General features: G+C 38.5%; 17 protein-coding genes. 6 read left to right on the top strand and 11 right to left on the bottom strand.

Annotation, left to right across the window (positions count from 1 at the left end):
* Positions 1 to 20: 20 nt before the first annotated feature.
* Positions 21 to 1,376 (bottom strand): chromosomal replication initiator protein DnaA, encoded by a 1,356-nt coding sequence (gene dnaA / locus KJ562_00460; protein MBU3964197.1) that lies wholly within the window; start codon positions 1,374 to 1,376, stop codon positions 21 to 23.
* 207 nt (positions 1,377 to 1,583) lie between these two features.
* Here dnaA and rpmH point away from each other — a divergent pair, with 207 nt between their 5' ends.
* From rpmH to KJ562_00440, 4 genes are read left to right on the top strand one after another with little or no spacing between them, the layout of a single operon-like run.
* Entirely contained in the window at positions 1,584 to 1,718 is a 135-nt protein-coding gene (gene rpmH / locus KJ562_00455; protein ID MBU3964196.1) for a 50S ribosomal protein L34, read from the top strand.
* 9 nt (positions 1,719 to 1,727) lie between these two features.
* Complete coding sequence (rnpA, locus tag KJ562_00450) at positions 1,728 to 2,078, top strand: ribonuclease P protein component (GenBank protein ID MBU3964195.1); 351 nt, start codon at positions 1,728 to 1,730, stop codon at positions 2,076 to 2,078.
* 4 nt (positions 2,079 to 2,082) lie between these two features.
* Positions 2,083 to 2,811, top strand: coding sequence for a YidC/Oxa1 family membrane protein insertase (locus KJ562_00445; GenBank protein ID MBU3964194.1), 729 nt, complete (start codon positions 2,083 to 2,085; stop codon positions 2,809 to 2,811).
* 1 nt (position 2,812) lies between these two features.
* Entirely contained in the window at positions 2,813 to 3,271 is a 459-nt protein-coding gene (locus KJ562_00440) for a KH domain-containing protein (GenBank protein MBU3964193.1), read from the top strand.
* Here the strand turns inward: KJ562_00440 and KJ562_00435 are convergent, their stop codons facing one another.
* The 7 genes from KJ562_00435 to KJ562_00405 are packed head-to-tail and all read right to left on the bottom strand — an operon-like array spanning position 3,272 to position 12,804.
* Positions 3,272 to 4,816 (bottom strand): pilin, encoded by a 1,545-nt coding sequence (locus KJ562_00435; GenBank protein ID MBU3964192.1) that lies wholly within the window; start codon positions 4,814 to 4,816, stop codon positions 3,272 to 3,274.
* Positions 4,806 to 7,370 (bottom strand): pilin, encoded by a 2,565-nt coding sequence (locus KJ562_00430; protein MBU3964191.1) that lies wholly within the window; start codon positions 7,368 to 7,370, stop codon positions 4,806 to 4,808. The genes KJ562_00435 and KJ562_00430 overlap by 11 nt, the downstream gene beginning before the upstream one ends.
* 4 nt (positions 7,371 to 7,374) lie before the next feature.
* Positions 7,375 to 7,677, bottom strand: a complete 303-nt coding sequence (locus tag KJ562_00425) for a hypothetical protein (GenBank protein MBU3964190.1) — start codon at positions 7,675 to 7,677, stop codon at positions 7,375 to 7,377.
* Entirely contained in the window at positions 7,670 to 11,269 is a 3,600-nt protein-coding gene (locus KJ562_00420; protein MBU3964189.1) for a hypothetical protein, read from the bottom strand. Before KJ562_00420 ends, KJ562_00425 begins: the two co-directional genes overlap by 8 nt.
* Positions 11,270 to 11,281: 12 nt before the next feature.
* Positions 11,282 to 11,920 carry a hypothetical protein gene (locus tag KJ562_00415; protein ID MBU3964188.1) on the bottom strand — a complete coding sequence of 213 codons (639 nt, stop codon included), beginning with the start codon at positions 11,918 to 11,920 and terminating at the stop codon, positions 11,282 to 11,284.
* A 12-nt stretch (positions 11,921 to 11,932) separates the two neighbouring features.
* Positions 11,933 to 12,349: a PrgI family protein gene (locus tag KJ562_00410; GenBank protein ID MBU3964187.1), complete on the bottom strand. Its 417-nt coding sequence runs from the start codon at positions 12,347 to 12,349 to the stop codon at positions 11,933 to 11,935.
* A gap of 38 nt (positions 12,350 to 12,387) precedes the next feature.
* Positions 12,388 to 12,804 carry a hypothetical protein gene (locus KJ562_00405; protein ID MBU3964186.1) on the bottom strand — a complete coding sequence of 139 codons (417 nt, stop codon included), beginning with the start codon at positions 12,802 to 12,804 and terminating at the stop codon, positions 12,388 to 12,390.
* Positions 12,805 to 13,248: 444 nt separating this feature from the next.
* Between KJ562_00405 and KJ562_00400 the strand changes: the two genes are divergently transcribed.
* Positions 13,249 to 14,193, top strand: coding sequence for a hypothetical protein (locus KJ562_00400; GenBank protein ID MBU3964185.1), 945 nt, complete (start codon positions 13,249 to 13,251; stop codon positions 14,191 to 14,193).
* A gap of 78 nt (positions 14,194 to 14,271) precedes the next feature.
* Here KJ562_00400 and KJ562_00395 read toward each other — a convergent pair whose 3' ends face one another.
* Together KJ562_00395 and rsmA are read right to left on the bottom strand one after the other, a co-directional pair.
* Positions 14,272 to 16,620 (bottom strand): hypothetical protein, encoded by a 2,349-nt coding sequence (locus KJ562_00395; protein ID MBU3964184.1) that lies wholly within the window; start codon positions 16,618 to 16,620, stop codon positions 14,272 to 14,274.
* 35 nt (positions 16,621 to 16,655) lie between these two features.
* Positions 16,656 to 17,480 carry a ribosomal RNA small subunit methyltransferase A gene (rsmA, locus tag KJ562_00390; GenBank protein MBU3964183.1) on the bottom strand — a complete coding sequence of 275 codons (825 nt, stop codon included), beginning with the start codon at positions 17,478 to 17,480 and terminating at the stop codon, positions 16,656 to 16,658.
* A 107-nt stretch (positions 17,481 to 17,587) separates the two neighbouring features.
* Between rsmA and KJ562_00385 the strand changes: the two genes are divergently transcribed.
* Positions 17,588 to 18,643 carry a M23 family metallopeptidase gene (locus KJ562_00385; GenBank protein ID MBU3964182.1) on the top strand — a complete coding sequence of 352 codons (1,056 nt, stop codon included), beginning with the start codon at positions 17,588 to 17,590 and terminating at the stop codon, positions 18,641 to 18,643.
* Positions 18,644 to 18,684: 41 nt separating this feature from the next.
* Here the strand turns inward: KJ562_00385 and KJ562_00380 are convergent, their stop codons facing one another.
* On the bottom strand, positions 18,685 to 20,232 hold the full coding sequence (locus tag KJ562_00380) for a YifB family Mg chelatase-like AAA ATPase (GenBank protein MBU3964181.1): 1,548 nt from the start codon (positions 20,230 to 20,232) through the stop codon (positions 18,685 to 18,687).
* Between the last annotated feature and the right edge of the window lie 70 nt (positions 20,233 to 20,302).

Raw genomic sequence — 20,302 nt, 5'->3', positions numbered from 1 at the left:
ATTCACATCAGTTAATTCTCCTAATAAGAGTAAATCTTTTCCTTGATAAGAATTATTTCTTCTGCGAATTGTTCATTTTCAATTATTTCTTTTGAAATTTTTTCACAGGCATAAATGGCTGTGGTGTGGTCCTTGCCCCCGAATTTTTTACCAATAAACGGAAAAGAACTCTTCAATTCTTCCCTCAAAAAATACATAGCTATCTGTCGTGGTCTAACGATTTCTTTTTTTCTTGAGCTAACATACAAGTCCTTATCTTTCATATTATAGAACTCCGCCACTGTGTTGATTATTTTCTGAAAATTAAGTCCTTTGGGTTGCGGGTTTATAGTTCTTTTCAAAACCTTTTTTGCCAAATCAAGGTCAATGTCTTGGTTGTGGAGCTGTTTCCATGCAGCTAAGGATTTCAAGGCGCCCTCAAGTTCCCTTACATTCTTTTGTATGTTTGAGGCGATATACTCTAAAACCTCTCCGCTTATACCTGCCTTTTTTTCTTGAATTTTCTGTTTTAAAATCGCGATTCTGCTTTCAAAATCAGGAGTTCCTATATCTGTTATCATCCCGCCTTCAAATCTCGAACGCAATCGCTCTTCCAGCGCTGAAATCGCTTTAGGTGGCCTGTCGGATGAGATGATGATTTGTTTATTGGATTCATATAGGATATTGAAAAGATGAAAGAATTCTTCTTGGGTCTTTTCTTTGCCTGCCAGAAATTGGATATCATCAATTATCAGCATATCAAAATCACGGTAAGTGTTTTTAAATTCATCAATAGTTTGATTTCTTATAGAATTAATAATGCCGGATATGAATCTTTCAGAAGAAACATATTTAATTTTCTTTTTGGCGGACTGTCCATAGACCTTATTCCCTATTGCTTGAAGCAGATGGGTCTTACCAAGTCCTACTCCGCCATAAACAAAAAATGGATTATATACCAATCCCGGCTTTTGGCTCACTGCCCACCCAGCGGCATGCGCTAATTCATTAAATGGGCCGACTACAAAATTATCAAAAGTGTATCTAGGATTAAGATTAGTATATTTATCAAGCGCCAGTTCCTCCAATTCTAACTGGTTTATATCAGCTATTTCTGCTTTCACAGATTTTTTTGGCATCTGGGGGGCAGGGACATTCACTACCCTATATTCTATTACCTTAACTCTTTCATTTAATTCCTCTAACCCATTTAAAATAAGCTTGTTATATTTTCTTTCCAACCATTCTTTTGAAAAATTGTTTGGCACAGCTATTATTATTGTCCCGTTATCGTTTGAAAGAATGTATGTGTTCTTAAACCAGGTGCTAAAATTCGCCTGGGATATATTGAACTGGATTTGGGACAGGATAGCTTGCCAGAGCTCTTCTTTGTTCATAATGTTTGGGAGGGTTAATCTCAATTCTCATACTATGCTATATTTTTTTAAAAGGCAAATCAATGGTTTACCGCATAAATCAAAGCATGGTGTTGAAAAGATGGGGATAAAATGGGGATTATGGGTGGAAGAAATCGGTTGACTTATGTGTCTTTAATGATTATACTGGTTAAACAAAATACAAATTAATTTTAATGAAACTAATTTATGGCGATTACTTACAAACAAAACAAAAAGAAAAGGAAGAAAAAACATGGCTTTTTGAAGCGGTCAGCGACAAGCGACGGCAGGAAAATTCTGCAAAATAGAAGGAAAAAAGGAAGAAAAAGAATCACCGTATAACTGTATAAAATGTTGCCAAGAATCCATCGTCTTAAAAAGAAAAATGATTTTGAAAGGGTTTATAAAAAAGGCAAGGGCTTTAAGCAGGATTTTTTATTTTTAAAATTTACAACAAATGATTCCAATGTTTCACGGATAGGGATTGTGGTGAGTAAAAAGATTGCTTCAAAAGCAACGGAAAGAAATTTGATTAAAAGAAGAATCAGGGGAGCAATTAAAGAAATGCTTTCAGCCATAAGCCCGGGGCAAGATATTATTATCAGCGCCTTGAACGGAGTTAACAAGACAATTGATTTTCAGACAATAAAAAAAACCATCGGAGAACTATTATTAAAATCAGGGATTATTAAAAAGAAATAAACCAATGAATGCTTTTACCAATTTTTTTCATGTAATATTGTGGCAGCCCTTGTTTAATCTCTTGATTTTGCTTTGTTATTATTTGCCTGGCCATAATCTTGGAGTGGCAATTATCACCTTAACCCTGCTTATCAGGATTATTTTATATCCTTTGCAAGATAAGGCAAGCAAGTCCCAGTTGGCAATGCAGGCATTACAGCCAAAACTGAAAGAGATTCAGGCAAAATACAAAAACAATAAAGAGGAGCAGGCAAAAGCAATGATGGGGCTTTATAAGACCGAAAAAATTAATCCTTTTTCAGCGTTTTTTGTTACCCTTGTTCAGTTGCCGATTTTATTTATTCTTTACAGGATGTTTTGGCAGGGCATACAGGAAGAAAGTTTTGTTTATCTTTATAGTTTTGTCCAGAGGCCAGAAGTGATTAATCCTATGTTTCTCGGAATTAATTTGAACGAGCCGTCCCCGATTTTGGCTGTGATAGCAGGGATAACCTTTTTTCTCCAAAGCAAATTTGCTATGCCTAAAAAAGACAAATCAGAAGAGCAGTCCTCCAAAAAACCGGGTTTCGCAGATATGTTCCAGAAACAAATGTTATTCCTGTTCCCTATCCTGATTACTGTTATTCTTTTTCGTTTGCCATCTGCGCTCGGGCTTTATTTACTCGTGGCAGGGATATTTATGGCAGGCCAGCAGTTTTTCATAAGAAAAAAATATTATTTAACGAAAAAATAATATGTTTGAAAGGAAACTAAGCCAAAAAGTGAGAAAAGCAGTTCAGGAATTTTTTAAAAAAACCACCCTTGAAACAAAAGTAGAGGTTGAGGAAATGACTGACTCATCAATGCCGGTTTTGATTCAAATGGAAGAACCGCAAATCCTGATTGGCGAAAATGGCAGGACTCTTTTTGAAATCCAGAACCTGTTGAACAAGTTTTTAAGAAAAAAATTTAAAGAAGAGTTTTATATTGATTTGGATATCAATGATTACAAGAAAAAGAAACTTGATTATTTAAAAGATACTGCTAAAAGTTATGCTGATGATGTCGCTCTTTCCAGACAAGAAAAAGAGCTGAAACCAATGTCAGCTTATGAAAGAAGAATTGTTCATATAGAACTCAAAGATAGGAGCGATGTCAAAACCGAAAGCATTGGCGCAGACCCTTACCGTAAAATCATCATCAAACCAGTTTAATTAATCTTCTGTCCCCACTCGGATAACTATAATTGTCCCAACTCTACCATCCATTTGAATTGTTCTCAAAGATGGCATAGAAATATTGATAATGGCTGCGTCAGCCGAAGTGTTAGTATTAATATTGGAAAAATCAAGATATTCGTCGTAAAGGAGCGTCAGATAACGGGCTCCTTCATCTATTTCAATAGCTGAAACCCCGTCTGCCTGATTCCTGCCAAGAACAATAGGATTGCCAGTATCCCAATTTTCACCATTAAGATTTTTACCATACACTATTCCGCTTCCGAGGTTATAGGGAGACACCGCTCCTCCGAAAACACTGGTTCTTTCTTGAAGTCCGCTTCCCGGAAAATATTCTTTATAAACATCAAAGAAGTCATCTCCGACTCTCTGCGGCTCGCATCTGTCATTTCGGCAAACCTTTATTGCCTTAGTGGCTGTTCCTTCTTTGGGCATATTGAATATTGTTAACGAAGAAATATCAGAAGAATTATTTTCAAATGGTCCGCACTTAGTTATCTCTCCAGATAATCGGCAACCCGAAGCAGAACCGTTTCCCGGCAGATAAATATGGGCCCAACCTTTTTCTTTGAGCATGGGTCCGGGGATATTGTGGGCGATTACGCCGTAGTTTTTCCCCAATCCTTCCTCGGACTCTTTACTGGGCACGATTACCAGAGCCACAATTTGGTCGTGGAAGTTGTTTGGTAAAGATTCTTGATTGCTCTGGAATACTATATATTCTTTTCCTTCTTCCCATCCAAGAGGCAGGTCACCGGGGTCAGGCACATTAGCTCCATTTTCTAATTGGTTGAAGACCCAGACCCCGGGCTTGTACCAAATGAACTTTATGCACTTAAGATTAGAAGCGCTGATATCTAAACATTGGTTAGAATTAAGTTGTGGCGCTGGAACCGTGTTTCCTTCGCATTTGTCATTGGAATAAAATTGTATTATTAAATCTTTTGAATCCTGAAAAGAAAACAGAGACACAGGAAGAAAACTGTTTCCGTCTTGATCTGTTATTGATCCGCTGCTGTTCATTGCTTTGTAAAGCAGGCCGTCAGGGATATCAGCAACCTCGGGCATAGAAGCGTCATCATCGCTCAATCCACCGCAACCGGCCTGACTATATAAAATTATTCCCTTTCTGTTTGCGTCAATCCCCGGGATTCTCAATGACACTAAGTCAGGATTCAGTTCGTTTAGTATTATATATGAACCCAAAATAACAACCAATCCCAAAAGTCCTGCTAAGATTTGTTCTCTTGCGTCTGTGATAGCGCTTGGATTGCCAGCTGAAGTCAAAAATCTGAATCCGCCGTAAATTAAAGCCAATAAAGCAATCAGTCCTCCGCTTATAATGGCAAAGTTATAGATATAACGGATATAGGTTGTTAATTTGACTCCAGTATCCTGTGGGCCCTGCATACCGCCTACAGTTGGATATTCTACTTCAAGGGCGTATATTAGTCCTGCGCAAGAGAGGACAACCAAAACACTTATTATTAATATGATTTTTTTCATCTCTTTATTCTTCATAATTTTTAATACAGCAAAAATAATTATTGCCGAATCCGGAGAAATGATTGAGGTCTATACGGGCATTTTGCCATTGTTGCGCCAAATCATGCAGGGCATCAGTGTCTAAATCTTCTATATCAGCCATAAAACTGGGAACAATAATGCTTATACTTTGGTAGAGTTCAGGGAAATCCTTTTTATTATAGTATTTTTTGTCAGCATCCTCGTCATAGCAATAACAACTGATAGGCCTTAACTTGCGGGCTTCGGGTTTTAAATAATAATTGGCGTCAAGATAAGGATTAGGACTGCAAATGTCTTCATTATAGAAATCTATCAAGTCCAGGAGCTTGGCATCTCGGCAATTCATCAATGATGTGCTGTAATTCTCTCCCTCTATTTTCTTGATGGTTCCGGATATTATGTGGCAGTCCTGAAGGTCGGTTCTTTCAATAGCGTCAATCCTCCTTATATATTTTAACAAATCTTCATAATATTTGCCAAAACCGAGGGCAATGTAATCCTCTAACAAGATTTCGTAAACGCTTTTTTCTTTGTCCTGGCCGACGAGCTCCCTAGACCTATTAAGCAGAAGTTGAACCTCCATTAATTTTTCTTTTAAAGTATATTCCCTTTCTTCTACTTTACTATTATTAATTGTTCCGTTCCTTTTTCGACAATTTCCTTTTTCGTCTTTACACACGCGGTCTATCAAAATCGGTTCCTGGGAGTCCAATTTTTTGAATGAAGTTTCAATATCATCTATGGCAATGTTCATACCCGGGATAGTTGTTAATTCAATAAGGAATATGGCAATATCACTTTGAGCATTCAAGAATATTGTTTCGAGAGTCGGCATACAGAGGAATGGTGGAACGCATAATGCGAGAGGTGGTTCGCCGACACATGTTGGCTTGATGCAGGCATCGACGCATTTCAGGTCAATGAATTTTTCTGCTGCTTTTATCAGCATATTGGCGCCGATTATTTCTATATGTCCTTTGACGAATATATTAAATAATTCTTTATTGATTGCTTGGGCGAGATTGATTGCCTCATCTAATGCTCTGCCGATAGGGATTTCCAATATATAATTACAGGTTCCGCCCGTGCTTGGAGGGGTGTCAAAATCAAATTGCACATTTGGGGGAACGAATGGTACGGCTGCGAAAGCAATGTTTTTTTGATAGGACATTTTTCTTTCTCCTGGATAATAAGGCAGAAAATCGGGTTCCGGAGCATCTTGATTATACGGTCTATCGTCTGGCATCCCATATGGAAAAGGAAGAGTGGCTGCTGAATAAAAAGTGGCAGGGTCGTTTTTTTCGTCAATTTTTTCCAGCCCAGCTGGAAGGGCGGCGAAATAATTATAAATAGTGGAGCTTACATCCATATTGGCTTCCAGCGTGGTGGCTTCGGCGAATGTAAGCAAGCTTAAATAGCCCACATCCTGGTCATAGGGGTTGAGCATTCTTTTCATCTTATTCATTTCATTTATAAAAGCAGTCATTTCAAGCAGATTTCTCCCAATATCTCTTTCATGCGGGTCGTTTTTCGGACTATAACCGCCCTTATTCTCTACCTCTATCATCATCTGGATAAGGTCTTTTATTTCATCATCATCCAAGCCGTCAATATCTGATTGATTATTGTTATAATAATCCTCTACAAGGGAATTGGGATTTAAGAAGGCCTTAAAAGCGTCTTTTAAGGATTCGATTTCCCCTATTCTTTTTTCCATTTTGTCTTTTGTGTCATCACTGCACAAATATCCTGTGTCGCATCCGCAATCTGTAGATACGGCGCATATTAATAGGATATTCCCATGACATCCGAACATGCAAGTGCATTTATTTATTAAATCATGGAGCCCGTTGCTCAAATCGTGTAATTTTTTTGCCACTGGCACAGTGGTGCTGGCAACTTCGTGTATTCGCCTTAGGCGCGCTCCGAAAAGAGCGCCCTGAAAATCAGTATCATAGGTGCTAGTGCTTGTGATTGTAGGCGGCCATTCGGTATTAGCGTAGTCAATATCTGGACTAGTGGTTGCCAAAAAAGAGGAAGCTCCGAATTCAGAGGTGATGATTGAGCCGATAGGAATCTCGTAAAGTCCGACATCCATTGAACTTGGATTATCGCTTGATGGGATAAAGGTATCGGTAAAAGTAATGGGCAGAATTGTTATTAATTTAGTAAAGTCAGGATTTATGGTGTTTACTATCATATATGAAGCGAAAATCAGCATCATGCCTACTAATCCGAGCGTGATTTGTTCCTTGGCGTCTGCCAATTTTCCTGGCCTTGGTCCAGCTAAAATATATTTCACACCTCCCCAAACCATGACTACAAATGCTATAAAGCCGGCCAAGATAATAGAAAGATTATAAATATATTTTAATAATACAGGCAGAGGCGTTTCAGTGGTTGTTGGCGTTATTGCTCCAGGAACATCTGGGTATATGTTTTCCAAATCAGCAGCGCTTACTCTTGAAAAATGGACTATTGTTAACAAAAAAACAGCCAATAAGATTGACCCCATAAACAGAATAAATTTTTTCGTGTTATTCGTCATTTTTTTATTTAGGGTCAGATGGAGTATATCCTTTCCCAAGCAGAACATATGCTGTCCAAAAAGGAAGAGCTCCCAATCCAGGAATAATTTCAGCCACGAAAGAAAGGTAGAATTCCCTATCCTTTTTTCTGTTCATTCCGCCTATAAAAATGAATCCTAAGCCGTCTGGAATAAGCGAAAGCGCTCCGCCTATAAACATTCCTGGTAGCCCGAGAAGGGAAATGGCTGAACAAAGGAAACCAAAGATATCAAGAATGATAGCGATTATCAATCTCATAATTCCTCTTGCTGACAATGTTTCAGGCATTTTCTTTTATCTTTTTAAGCTTTTTTATTTTAGACATTTCTTCAGGCGAGGTTGTTATGATTTGGTCCTCTGTGTAGGAAGCAACAATCCTGATAGAAACATGTTTTTCTCCGGCAAAAAATATTCCTTCGCCAATAGGCGCTTCCAAAAGCAGGTATTTTTCTTGGTCAGTAAGATTGAAGGTCTCTTTTACAACCTGAATAGTGGCTGGAGATTGTTTCATCAAGAGTTGCAAAGATGAATTTGTGATTATGGGCTGGCCATAGTCTGATTTCATAAAATCGTTCACATCCTGTGTGATTGTGGTTGTGCCAAGCCAATATTTTCTTCCTCTTTTTACAATTCCATAAAGGAAAGAAGCGCTGTCTTCTGTTTGCATCAGCCACCACGCTTCGTCAATCACCAAGATTCTCTTTTTTAAATCACCTTTAATGGCGTTCCAAATGTAGCGCATAACAATAAACATTGCCAATGGCCTTAATTCTGTTTCAAGATTTTTAATGCCAAAAACAACCAAAGCATTATCCATTACTACATTTGTTGGATAATTAAAGAATCCCGCGTAAACGCCTTTGGTGAATTTTCTTAATCGTTTAACCAGCGATTCAGCGCCTTCCATTGTTTCCAGCACTGATTCTAAATCAGACATCAATGGCACCCTTTCTTTCCATAGACCAGGGTCTGTGTCTGCGGTGATGTCGCGGGCAGCATATGTTTCGTTAATAGCTTGGTCAATAACAGAGTCCTCTTCAGGCGTGAGCCCGCCAAGCATTATTCTCATAAGCCCAACCAAGTTGATAATGTTGGAGCGCAAAACATCTTTTGGCTCTTCATCATCAACTGGTTCTGGCAGGTCAAAAGGGTTTATATGGCTTTCTGATGCCAAAGAAATATTATAGAACTTCCCGCCCACTGCGTCAGAAAGGAATCTATATTCGTTTTCAGGGTCAATAATAATTGATTCAATTCCAAGCATCAAAGACCTTAAAATCTCCAACTTAATTGCGTACGAATTGTGAACAAACATTCCACCGTTTCCGCAGAGAAATACTTCGTTGTCCACTGTTAAATCATAAACATATTGTTCATCTTTGTTGGCTATTTTTTCAATATTTACGATTTCGTCAAAAAATAAATCAGAGTTTGCTAGATTTTTTAGGCGTTTGATAATATTTTCAATTTTTGGAATACCATTTCTTAAAATTTCTTGGTATTCCTGCCAAATAAGTCGGTCGGTTTGCTTTGCTTGCTCGGTCATTATGACTTGTGGACTATAATTATAATCAAGATTGTCTTCTGTTTCTTTGTCTATGTTTTCTCCGTATTCAATTAATTCCTGAATTTCTGGCAATCCTGACAGGACTTTTATTTGTTCTCCTCTATCTTTAAAATAAGTAATCCGTTTTTCTATTTTTTCTATTATGTTTTTTAAATTATCTGGTGAAGGATTATATATCCCGCGCTTTAGAGCAGAGACCGTTTGCATGCCCATAAGGAGCGGAGGACAGGTGTTGTAGATTTCTTCAAACAACGGAGCTAAGCCCGGGATTATATCAACATTTGTATTCCCATTTTCTTTAATAATGCTATTTAGTTTGTTTATTTTCCTGTGAGAAATGAATCCAATTTCTTGGGCAAACTTTTCTAAATCATTCTTCCCTGATACAGAAATTTGCCAATATGTTTGTTTTCTTTTTTCTTCTGTATTGGTGGCGCATTTAATTTTCTTTTGGATTCTGGCAATGATTCCAAAATAGTAAAGCAGATAAGAAATTTCAGAAGATAGCTGTTTTGATTTGGTTGTGGCGCATATTTTATCATGTTCTACCCCGCCGTCTCCCTCAAAATAAGCGGAAAGGAATTGCGCAATTTTTTCTTTTTCAGCATTAAATATAAATGGCAAAACCGTCTTATCTCCGGACTTCTGTTTTCCGCCTAATGCCTTGATGATTTCTGTGAAAATACGGCTTGCGCAAATAATAGCTTTGTCTGCTTGATAGCACGGAACCCCAATATTCTTGAAAGAGTCCATACACTCTTTGATGAATTCTTCGTCTTGGTTACTGATATTTATAAAGTTTTCGCCAACTGTTCCTTCTGATGCTATAAATCCGATTATTTTTAACAGATTATTTGAAATAGGCAAGATTATATTTAAGCCATTGGCAATATCTCCATTTTTGGAAACAATTTTTAAATCATTAAGCTCGGCTTCTGAAATTTTTAAAGAATCAATAATTTCAAGGAAGTATTTAATAGGAATCCTTCTACCATCTTTGTATTTATAGAGATATTTTTTTAAAGAGGAACCACTATCAAGATTTTTTATCTGATGATAATATTTTTTGATGATTTTTTCAGCGTTGAAAACATAAACCAAGTGGGAATTTTTTAGTAATTCAAGCAAGTTTATGAATTTATCTGGAGAGGAGTTTTCAGAAATCCTTCTGGACAACGGGATAAATTCTCCTTCATTAATTTCAGAGCTTTTTTCTGCGGTTATTTGTCCATTTTTAAGGATTAACATATTGTGGTCTCCTGTTGTGCTCACCTCTCTTCCGCTTCGGGTTCTGAATTTATAAAATATTTCAGGAGCTTTTTTTCTTGCAGCAACAGTCACCGTTGACCAACTGCCTTTAAGATTTTTATCAAAACTCCAAACTTTGATATATGGATTTATTGCTCCCTCTAATTCCTCGTCAATTTTATGGCACCCGTGTTTTTCTATTGCTCTTTCTACAACTTTGCCGATGTTCTCAATCTTGGTTTGTCCGTTCTCGCTTATCAGAACTGGTTCAGATGATAAAATGCTTTTGCCTCCGCCACTCTTACCGAAAACGACTGAGTTTGCATTTTCCAAGCTAAACCTGTCAAACAACACTAGTGAGCTGTTGTGCTGGTTTATCCCGTAAAGGATTCCTTCGTTTGAACTCAAATCAAAAGACACAAATGGGAAAATTGTTGAGAGAGGACTAGTATTGATAGATGTATGCACTTGAAGTCGGTCTATACCAGCGGGATACGCTGAAATCATTGCCTTATCCTGTTGGTAGAGGGCTGGTTTTACATAAACCAATTTTGATTCAAGGATTGAGCGAACAGTGCCCTCTATTTTTTCCAACTCCTTTTTGTCATCAGCATATATGGTCAGATACATTCCAACCCTGAACATTCTTTCCTGCGCTGTTTGGAGCCGGTCTCTTAATACCTCAATGTCTTTGTAAGCGGTCTCAAGGATAGGGTCCCTTATTAAACCCTTTTCTTCCTTTTCCATTATTTCCGACTGAACTTCAGTAACCTTTTTACTTAATTTTTTCAGAATAAGCCCAGTATCAATCGGATGAAAGAAAATAGAAATGTCCAATGGAATGTCCAAGTTTATAATTGGCGCCAACCACCCAGTGCTCAAATATCTCGGGTAAGAGAAAATAAAGTATGATTTAGCGAATTTTTCGCCTATCTGGAAATAGTCAGACCCGATTGTAATCGCTGGAGGAGCTATAAAATCAAGCAAGTTCATTGCTTGCGGTTCTGCACCAGCCTCATATTCTGTCTTTTTTCCTAATAATCCATCTAAAAAGGAAAGTTTCATTTTATTTATTCGCTATTGTATTAATTCGGGCGGGATTTCTGGATAATAACCGATAGACGATTCTTTTGGATGAGACATGCTCCAGAAAAGCTCTATCAGCTCTTCGCTTTGTAATGCAACGCTCCAAACCCCGCACCTTCTCAATCCCAAAGACAAGAATTCCATTCTTTGGTAAAGTTGGGACTTTGCTCTTTGGAACATTTCTTCGGTTAATGTTGGGATTGCTTTTAAAGATATCAGTCCGCCCTTGGTAGCGCTTCCATACATTTCTGAAAGATAAAATGGCACGATTATATAGAAATTTTTATTCATAATAGCGCCACCTGCCACTATTTTTTCAATAAATTTTCGGTATTCCCTTGTCTGTGTTGCCATTAATTCATTTTCATGTTTTTCTTCAACTTCTTTCAGTTTTTCCAGATAGCCGGTGATGTTCACTTTTCTTGAAGCAATAAAAATTTGGCAGGAAAAATCCAAAGCATTTAAAAATGTTTGGAATTGATAGATAATTGCTTCTTGTTCTTCGGTTGCTTTAAGAGCAAAGTTTAAAGAGGATGCCATCATTACGCCCCTTAAGCTATGGTCTTTCAATATCATAATGCCCTCTTTTATCTGTTCCAATGGCAGGAATTGTTGTGATGATAGATTCATAATATAGGAAATTTACTTGGAATGGATTTCAATTAATCGTCCGATTTCTTTTAAACGGCTCTGCCCGGAAATTTTTAAACTAATTGCTTTGTCGTCTTTTGGTTCTACGGGTTTTGCCTTGGTTGCTTTTGGAAGCATAATCGCTGGAGTGTCAATTTTTTTCCAAAGATATCTTTTGCTGGCAAAAATGAACGAAAAAGAACGGACTATTATTGTTGGAATTGGGAAGCCCTTTCTTTTGCCAAAAGCCAAAATAAAAGCAACAATCATAATCGGAATGCCGATTAAAACAAAAGTCATAAGAGGAGCAGTGAAATAGAAAATTATTGATACTAATGCTCCGCCAACAATCCAAAGTAATTGCGCCAGATTAAACGGCCCGGCAACCTTTGGTTTTATTGATAAAAATTGTGGTAAGGGATACTCCATGCTTCGCAAATGTAAAATGTAAAATTAAAAACTAAAAATTATTGTATTGGTTCTCTATAATCATCTTCTTTCTCCAATTCCTCCAAGGGTTGTTCTTTTATATCGCCTGCTGGCTTTTCTTTTTTTTCTTGAACCTCTTGATACAGAGCATCTAATTCTTTTTTCACTGGATTTAAAATAAAATGCTCTATCTCCATTGTTGTTTTCTTCGCAATGTCTTCGTTTATTCCTGTTTCCTCTTGAAGCGTGTCTTTCAAGAATTCCGGAGGCAAAAGACCCATCAGGATTCTGCCCACTATTTTTGCCACTTCCGAGTTTTTATCTATTTCATAGAGTTTACAGATATTAAAAATAGCATCAGCAGTATCTTCTGAAAATATCGCATCTTTTAGAGTGTCAGACAGGGTATTATAAATTGCCCAAAGTTGGTCTCGGGATAATTCTTCCATAAACATTTAGTTCTATAATTTTATCATACTAATTTATCTTAATCCATTTTAACACAGCAATTAAGAGAAAGAAATTAACAGGTAGCAAAGAACACGAATCGGAACCTGTAAAAAAGTTGACAGAGCAAGTATTTATTGGTATAATATGGACATAAGAAACAAAGGAGATTCATTGGAATCCTCCGTTTCTACATATAGTAGAGTCGTACCTTCACAAAAGAATAAAAAAAGAGATACAAGGAGATGAGAGATATGATAAGTAAAAGAACAGTATTGTGGATAGCGTTGGCAGTGGTTGGAGTGGCTCTTTTCATTTCGTTTCTTGTGAGACCTGTCCCGACCTTGGTGTTTATTCTTGTTGTTGCAGCGATTCTCGCTGGGATACTCGCTTTGGTCTACTTCGTGCTCGCCCAGCGCAACAAGTTCTTCACATTTATGCCCGAAGGCACGGTGAAGTTCATTGTCAAAGGCGATCAGGTTGCGAAAGCGCTAATTCAGTGGAAAGGACATGGCCTTGATGCGGACTACAATGTTATCAGTATTGGCCCGGACCAAGAAAAAAAGCGTTTCTTGGGCGGTTTGCGCTGGTATGGATTTTGGCCCATTTTAGACCTGTTCATATACACCTTTGAGTGGACAGGGGTGAAGGCAGATGGGACTATCCAACATCACCCCCGCGAGTGGATGGATTACATCATCCTTAAGGATGACCAGTACCATTTCAGCGTGGAAGGCGCGGAAGACATGAATAAGCTTCCGCTATCGCTCCACTTCATCCTCAAGCTCCGAGTGGTGAACCCATACAAGGCCTTATTCGTGGCACAGAATTGGTTGGAGTTGACTATTCAGCCCTTGCGAGCCGCTGTCCGCGACAAGGTCACAGGAAAAACCTACGACGAGCACATCAAGAAGGCGAGTGACATCGGAAAGGACATTTTCAACGAGCTCTCTATTCTTGGCGGTCCGATTCCAGAGATAGAAAATGAGTATGGAATTAAGGTTATCAGCTTGGGGGTTATAAGCATTGACCCACCTGCTGATTATCGGGCTGCTACGCTCAAGAAGTTCAATGCTGAGATGGACAAAGAAGCAACTATCGTAACTGCTGAAGCGACGCGAGAAAAGGCGTCAATTGAGGCGGATGGAGAAGTTGCTCGCCTTGAAAAGGTTTATGAAGTGATTCAACGCTTCGGAGACCTTGGAAAGCTCGTTAGAACGCTTGAAGCGGTCGAAAAATCGCCTTTGGCAGCGAGCTTGACGATTCAATCAGTCCCAGGTCTTTCGGAGATTCTGAAAGGCGTGTTTGGAAAAACACAAGATAAAACAACCCCCGAAGAGATCAGCCAACTCAAGGCTGATATTCAGAAGATACTAGAGTTGTTGGAACAGCGTTGATAGCGGAGAAATCCACTAGAGACACAAGAGGTCAGGGCAAGCCCTGACCTCTCTTATTTTTACAATGCGCTTCACCTACTACCCTGGTCTACCTCCGGGACGACCACTTCCTCCTCCATATCCTGGTCTACCTCCTGGACGATTTGGATCAGATTCTTCTCCGCCACCGCCACGGTCGCCTTTATCACCAGTCTCCCTGCTCTTTCTCCTGCGCTCTTCTTCCATTTCTGCTCTCTGTCTTTCGTCCATCTTTGGTTGACTAGTTGTTTTCACATGAGTAGTTGGGGAAGGTGTTAAAATTGTCCCACCACCTCCTCCTCCTCCTCCTGTACCTCCTCCTGTAGTTGGCATTCTATATCCTGCTGCAATAGCCCCAGGATTAGTGTCTAAATATCTTTTTATAGGATGAGGACGGTCAGGCGCGATATCAGCCATCCATCTACCAGTTGGATTTATCCTGTCAGAAGTATCGTTATACAAATCAACCGCAGATGTTCCGTACTCTTCTGCTATTTTTGATAGATGGTTTCCACTCAATGCATTTTTGCCTTGGTGGCTGGCATCTTGGGCGATTTCCATAAATCTATTTGTCTTTACATAATTTTTTCTTAGCTTTCCAATATCTTTTGCTTTTGTTGTGAGTACTGTTTTCGCCTCAAAAGTTCCATAGTGCTGTATGTCTTCTGGCGACATCCATAACCCTCGACTATCTGCTGGTTGTTTAACTCTATCCATTTGTCTTTCTAATTTTTCGGCTAATGGTTGATTCCCAGCAGCGTTAGCAGTTGTTAATTGTGTGTTTAAGTTGTTATATTCAGTCATTATATTCGGATTATCAGCATGATAATCATCATAAATCTCTTGCGCTAAATTAGGAGTTGCTTGTATTATATCTTCTGCTAATTTTTTATTAATTTGTCCAGCGTCTTTTATTGCAGATTGAATTTCTCCATCTGAATATCCATCCAATTCTCCTTTTTCTATTGCTTGCACGACAACTCCAAGTTGCTTTTCTCTATTCTTTTCCCTTTTTGCTTTATTGTATTGAGCTCGACGTCCTTCTTTTGTTTTTAGTTTTCCAGCTTCATCTTTTGCTTTTTCGACATTAGAAACACCTCTTTCAGCTAGACCAGGTTTTAATTTTGCAGCACCCCATTCTCTAATTGAATAAGGAATTGCTCCTCTTGCTATTGTTTTACCAACCTTAGCAATGCCATGAGATTGCTTGTAGCGTTCTGCTCTTTCCCCTGGCGCCTTGTTTGCTATTCTTTCTCCCACCTTTTGTCCTGCTCTCTTATAAGGGTCTACAATATCTTTTCTCAATCTGTTTATTGCCATACCTCCAGCTTTGCTCTTGCCCCAGGCAAGGCCTTTTTTGCCAAAATTAGTGATGGCGCCTGCTCCCATTGCTGAACTGGAAACAGTAACAAAATATCCTATGCCAAGGAAAACCAAAGGCACAGCCATTACCATTAAGCCGGTTATTATATTCCCGCCAGCATCGGACGCATGTGTTGCGGGCAGATTGTTATTAAGAAGCGTTTTTGTTCCCATTCTCATCATCAATTGGGCTAGATATAAGAAGAATGAGCCAGTAACCCCAACAAAAGTCCATTTTACGAATTGGTCTCGCCACATACCAAAAGGAGTGGCTTTTTTAGTAACAGGATTTTTGGGGAATATGGAAGAAAGGAATGCTAGAGGAGATAAGATTACTAAAATCCACAAAGCAAGATTTCTGACTATGAAAAGTATGCCCATTAGGAATAAGACAAAAGTTCCGAATAAATTGAAAACTAACACAGCTATTGCCTTGAAGAAAAGTTCGCCTGTTCTTATCTGCGCCCAGACGCCGGAGATACTGGAGAGTTCTCTTACCAACCAACCTTTTGAACTTTGCGCAATAGTAATGACGTCGCTGAATCCCCCGGCTCCTGCAGTGAAAAAGAAATTAGCAATGATATTAGCAGCGTCTATGAAGACCCCGCAGATTACAGGAGAAAAGTTTATCAATACAGCGACAATAATCAGGCGAGGAAGGGTTTTCCTTACCTCATATTGTTTTACTCTCAAAGCAGTCGCTATTCCGATTGCCACGATAATCAGGATAAAAAAGAGATTGCTGAAATCCCTAATCGTTGCCCAGCCCGCCAGGACAAAAGGATTATTGGTAACTCCGCCAACTAGAGCAGGATTGGCAGCCCAAGTCAGAAATATTTGAGCTATATCGAGGCACCAAAAAGATACCGGAACCCCAACAATACACAACGTCACGAGTTTTGCCAGCAGAACAAATGGGGCGGTAAGGATTTCAATACCCCACTGCGCTCTTATGGGATGCAATGGGATAAAAATCATTGTAAAAGCAAAAACCAGCCAAAGTAGTATTTTTCGTTTTGATATAATGAGGAAATTTTTTAACTTCATTTTTGGATTCGATTATTTGATAATTTTAACACGAATTAAAAATCAAAACCATCAACAAGCTTTATCCACTCTTTTAAATTAATGTCTTGAGGCCTTTTTTCACAGGGAATATTTGTCTTTTCCAGCCATTTGGCTGTATCGTTCCTGGATATATTTAATTTTTTTGACAGATTATTTAAAATTGTTTTTCTGGGATGAGAAAATCCAGCTTTTACAATTCTGAAAAGCAATTCCATATTAACATTTGGGATATTTTTTTGTATTTCAGAAACTTTAATCACTGCGCCATCAACTTTGGGGGCTGGAAAGAAAGATTCTTTTGGAACAAAAAATAATATTTCGGATTTAGCGAACAGTTCAACAGCGATTTTTGGTAGGCATGATTTTTCTCCGCATATTTTCTGCGCTACTTCTTTTTGAATCATTAAAATCATTAATTCAGGAGGATTTGTCGCTTCTATGAATTTTCTGATTACAGGCAAGGCAATATTATATGGCAAGTTCGCCGCAACCTTATACGAATTTTGAATTTTGAATTTTGAATTTTGAATATTAAGAATATCTCCCAAAACAATCCTTACATTTTTGAACTCCTTGAGATTATTTTTCAATATTTCTATCATCCGTCTATCTTTTTCAATTGCAATCACTTTTTTTGCTTTTTGCCCCAATGCTTGAGTAAGACAGCCAAGCCCTGGCCCTATTTCCAATACTATGTCTTGATTATTTAAATCAGCTGATTCGATTATTTTTTCAATAATCCCTTGGTCAATTAAAAAATTCTGTCCCAATTTTTTGGATGGAAAAATATTGCTATTTTTCAATAAGGACTTGATTGTTTGTTTTGAGCACAAATCCATTTTTGTGGATAAAAAGCTTGACTAAATTGGCTTTTTGGGATTAAATGATAAGTAGATAGATTTGATAGTTTAGACAACAGGCGACAGCTGAACAAAGATTCAGTTGTTTGCCAAAAGCTATTCCTACGATCAGAAAAAATTTAAAATTCCCCCTTTGGCTTAAGAAATACACTAAGCCCTGTTTTTTCTTATTCTTGTTTCTTATAGTAATCCTTATTGCTAATGCAGGCAATAAGGATTTTTCTGTTATTATTCCAAGTATTTCAAATCAAGACAACTCCTCGCAATCCTCTTGTTCCACTCTTTGCCAAGGAGAGGAGAAAAAACACTATCCTGATTTATTCTCTATCCAAGATAACAGCTTATTGGCTATTTCTGCTTCCACTGTTTTGGATTACAAGGCATTAGCATCATTAGGAACAGGCGGCGGCACGAGCCATGACGAAACAGGGGTTGAAGAATATGTTATTCAGAAAGGCGATACAATAAAGAGCATTGCCCAACAATTTGATATTAGCGCAGAAACAATACTTTGGGCAAATAATTTAACCACAAAGTCAACTCTCACTGTGGGTAAAACATTGATTATTCTGCCTGTAACAGGCGCTATGCATATTACGCAGAATGGTGACACGATAAGCGAGATAGCAAGGGATTACAAGGCGTCAAAAGACACTATTATTGTGTTTAACAATTTATCAGAAAATGGGGCAATTGTGGTTGGAGACATTTTGATTATTCCGGGGGGAACAAGGCCAGCGCCGAAAATATATTCAGCCCCAACAACTACGGCTATACCAAATTCATACTTTATTGTTCCAGTTCCTTCTCCGTGGAAGATTACTCAAGGACTCCACTGGTATAATGCAGTTGATTTTGCAACAGGCGAATGCGACTCCCCTATTTTCGCTGCTGCGCAAGGAGAAATCCAGAGAACTGGATGGGACACAAGAGCAGGCAGATATGTAAGAATTTTACATCCTAATGGAGTAGTTACCTTTTATGGACATATGTCAAAGATTGCTGTTTCCGCTGGGCAGAAAGTTTCTCAAGGCCAGATAATCGGATATATTGGTTATTCGGGACACACTATTCCTGCTGGTCCAGGAGGATGTCATCTTCATTTTGATGTAAGGGGAGGCAAAAACCCTTTTGCGAAATAATCAATCATCAATCATCAATAATCAATAATTATTGTCAGTGATTAGTGAGAAATATCAGCGAGGCGATACATTAATGCCTCGTGTAGATTCTCAAGCAAAATCTCATCTGTTCCTGCTAAGTCCGCAATAGTGCGGGCTATTTTTAATACCCGATGATAACCGCGGGCAGAGAGTTTGCCAGAGTTAACATAGCTCCTCAAGATATTGTTTGATGATGAATTTATCTGGCAGTGCTTTTTTATTTCCGGCACCTCCATTTCGCTGTTAGTTATCATCTTACTCTCTTGAAATCGCTCGTTCTGAATCTTTCTTGCTTTTTCTATTTCTCCCCTTGCTTCAATTGTTTCCTGATTGCTGTCAGGAGCTGTCAGTTTTTCAAACTCTACTTGGGGCAATTCAACCACCATGTCAATTCTGTCAATTATCGGACCCGAGAGTTTGCGTTTGTATTTTGCTATTTGCGAGGGAGTGCATGAGCACGGATTGTTCGGGTCGTTTAAGTGTCCGCAAGGGCATGGATTGGCAGCAGCAATCAAACTGAAATGGCAAGGAAATGTGATTCTTTGAACTGCCCGCATTACAGTTATAGTCCCGTCTTCCAATGGTTGCCTAAGCGCTTCCAGCACATCTTTATTGAATTCCGGGAATTCGTCTAAGAATAAAATTCCTCTGTGGGCAAGAGTAATCTCGCCAGGCCGAATCGGAGTGCCACCCCCTATTATTGAAACCTTGGAAGCAGTGTGGTGGGCTGCGCGAAAAGGCCTCTTTGTTACAATCGGTTCTTCTTTTGAAAGCAGTCCGGAAATGCTGTAGATTTTGGTGAGTTCAAGCATTTCTTCCGCTGATAAGTCTGGCAAGATTGAAGGCAAGGACTTTGCCAATAAGCTTTTTCCTCCGCCCGGTGGCCCGACAAGTAAGAGATTGTGGCCCCCGGCAGCAGCGATTATTAAAGCTCTTTTAGCATGGTTTTGTCCTTTTACCCAATCCAATCCAATCCTGTAATCATTATTTTTAACAACCTCGTTCATATCCAGTATCGCTGGCTCAATGATTATTTTTCCTTCTAGATAATTTATCGCAGCTTGCAAAGAATCAACTCCGATTATCCTTAAATTATTTTTATTGGTATTGATTTGGCACAGAGTTGCTTCTTTCATATTTTCAATTGGCAGGATTATTTCAGGAAAATCTGCTTCGTTGGCTTTAAGAGCAAAAGCAAGAGCTCCCTTTATGGGACGCAGAGTTCCATCTAATGATAATTCTCCGGCAAACATCTTTCCTTCACAATTTGCATTGATTTGTTTGCTTTTTACAAGATAAGCAATGGCAATGGGTAAATCATAAAGCGAACCTTCTTTTTTCAAATCAGCAGGCGCTAAGTTAATCAAGATTCTTTCTGGCTTTAAAAAAGGCGGACGAAGACCGCATGACTTTATGGCTGATTTTATTCTTTCTTTTGATTCCTCTACCGCTTTGTCGGGCAAGCCCACAATCTCAAAACTCCTTAATCCATAGGAGATATCTGATTCCACTTCAATAATTTGAGTTTCCAGACCGACAACAGCTCCGGAGAATATTTTGGAAGACATAATATTTATTATAATTCATAATATTCTATTATGTATCTTTCTTCAAACACAAAAACCCAGTGATGGGTTT

The organism is Patescibacteria group bacterium (assembly GCA_018900835.1).
In the GTDB taxonomy this organism is placed as follows: Bacteria; Patescibacteriota; Minisyncoccia; order Minisyncoccales; family PEYH01; genus PEYH01.
Note: the sequence above shows the minus strand (reverse complement) of the source record. Positions and strands in the feature narration are given on the sequence as shown.

What these genes read in the sequence shown, in the direction of transcription:
- dnaA (MBU3964197.1), bottom strand. Translation starts at nt 1,376, where the DNA reads ATGAACAAAGAAGAGCTCTGGCAAGCTATCCTGTCCCAAATCCAGTTC.
- rpmH (MBU3964196.1), top strand. Translation starts at nt 1,584, where the DNA reads ATGGCGATTACTTACAAACAAAACAAAAAGAAAAGGAAGAAAAAACAT.
- rnpA (MBU3964195.1), top strand. Translation starts at nt 1,728, where the DNA reads ATGTTGCCAAGAATCCATCGTCTTAAAAAGAAAAATGATTTTGAAAGG.
- KJ562_00445 (MBU3964194.1), top strand. Translation starts at nt 2,083, where the DNA reads ATGAATGCTTTTACCAATTTTTTTCATGTAATATTGTGGCAGCCCTTG.
- KJ562_00440 (MBU3964193.1), top strand. Translation starts at nt 2,813, where the DNA reads ATGTTTGAAAGGAAACTAAGCCAAAAAGTGAGAAAAGCAGTTCAGGAA.
- KJ562_00435 (MBU3964192.1), bottom strand. Translation starts at nt 4,816, where the DNA reads ATGAAGAATAAAGAGATGAAAAAAATCATATTAATAATAAGTGTTTTG.
- KJ562_00430 (MBU3964191.1), bottom strand. Translation starts at nt 7,370, where the DNA reads ATGACGAATAACACGAAAAAATTTATTCTGTTTATGGGGTCAATCTTA.
- KJ562_00425 (MBU3964190.1), bottom strand. Translation starts at nt 7,677, where the DNA reads ATGCCTGAAACATTGTCAGCAAGAGGAATTATGAGATTGATAATCGCT.
- KJ562_00420 (MBU3964189.1), bottom strand. Translation starts at nt 11,269, where the DNA reads ATGAAACTTTCCTTTTTAGATGGATTATTAGGAAAAAAGACAGAATAT.
- KJ562_00415 (MBU3964188.1), bottom strand. Translation starts at nt 11,920, where the DNA reads ATGAATCTATCATCACAACAATTCCTGCCATTGGAACAGATAAAAGAG.
- KJ562_00410 (MBU3964187.1), bottom strand. Translation starts at nt 12,349, where the DNA reads ATGGAGTATCCCTTACCACAATTTTTATCAATAAAACCAAAGGTTGCC.
- KJ562_00405 (MBU3964186.1), bottom strand. Translation starts at nt 12,804, where the DNA reads ATGTTTATGGAAGAATTATCCCGAGACCAACTTTGGGCAATTTATAAT.
- KJ562_00395 (MBU3964184.1), bottom strand. Translation starts at nt 16,620, where the DNA reads ATGAAGTTAAAAAATTTCCTCATTATATCAAAACGAAAAATACTACTT.
- rsmA (MBU3964183.1), bottom strand. Translation starts at nt 17,480, where the DNA reads ATGGATTTGTGCTCAAAACAAACAATCAAGTCCTTATTGAAAAATAGC.
- KJ562_00380 (MBU3964181.1), bottom strand. Translation starts at nt 20,232, where the DNA reads ATGTCTTCCAAAATATTCTCCGGAGCTGTTGTCGGTCTGGAAACTCAA.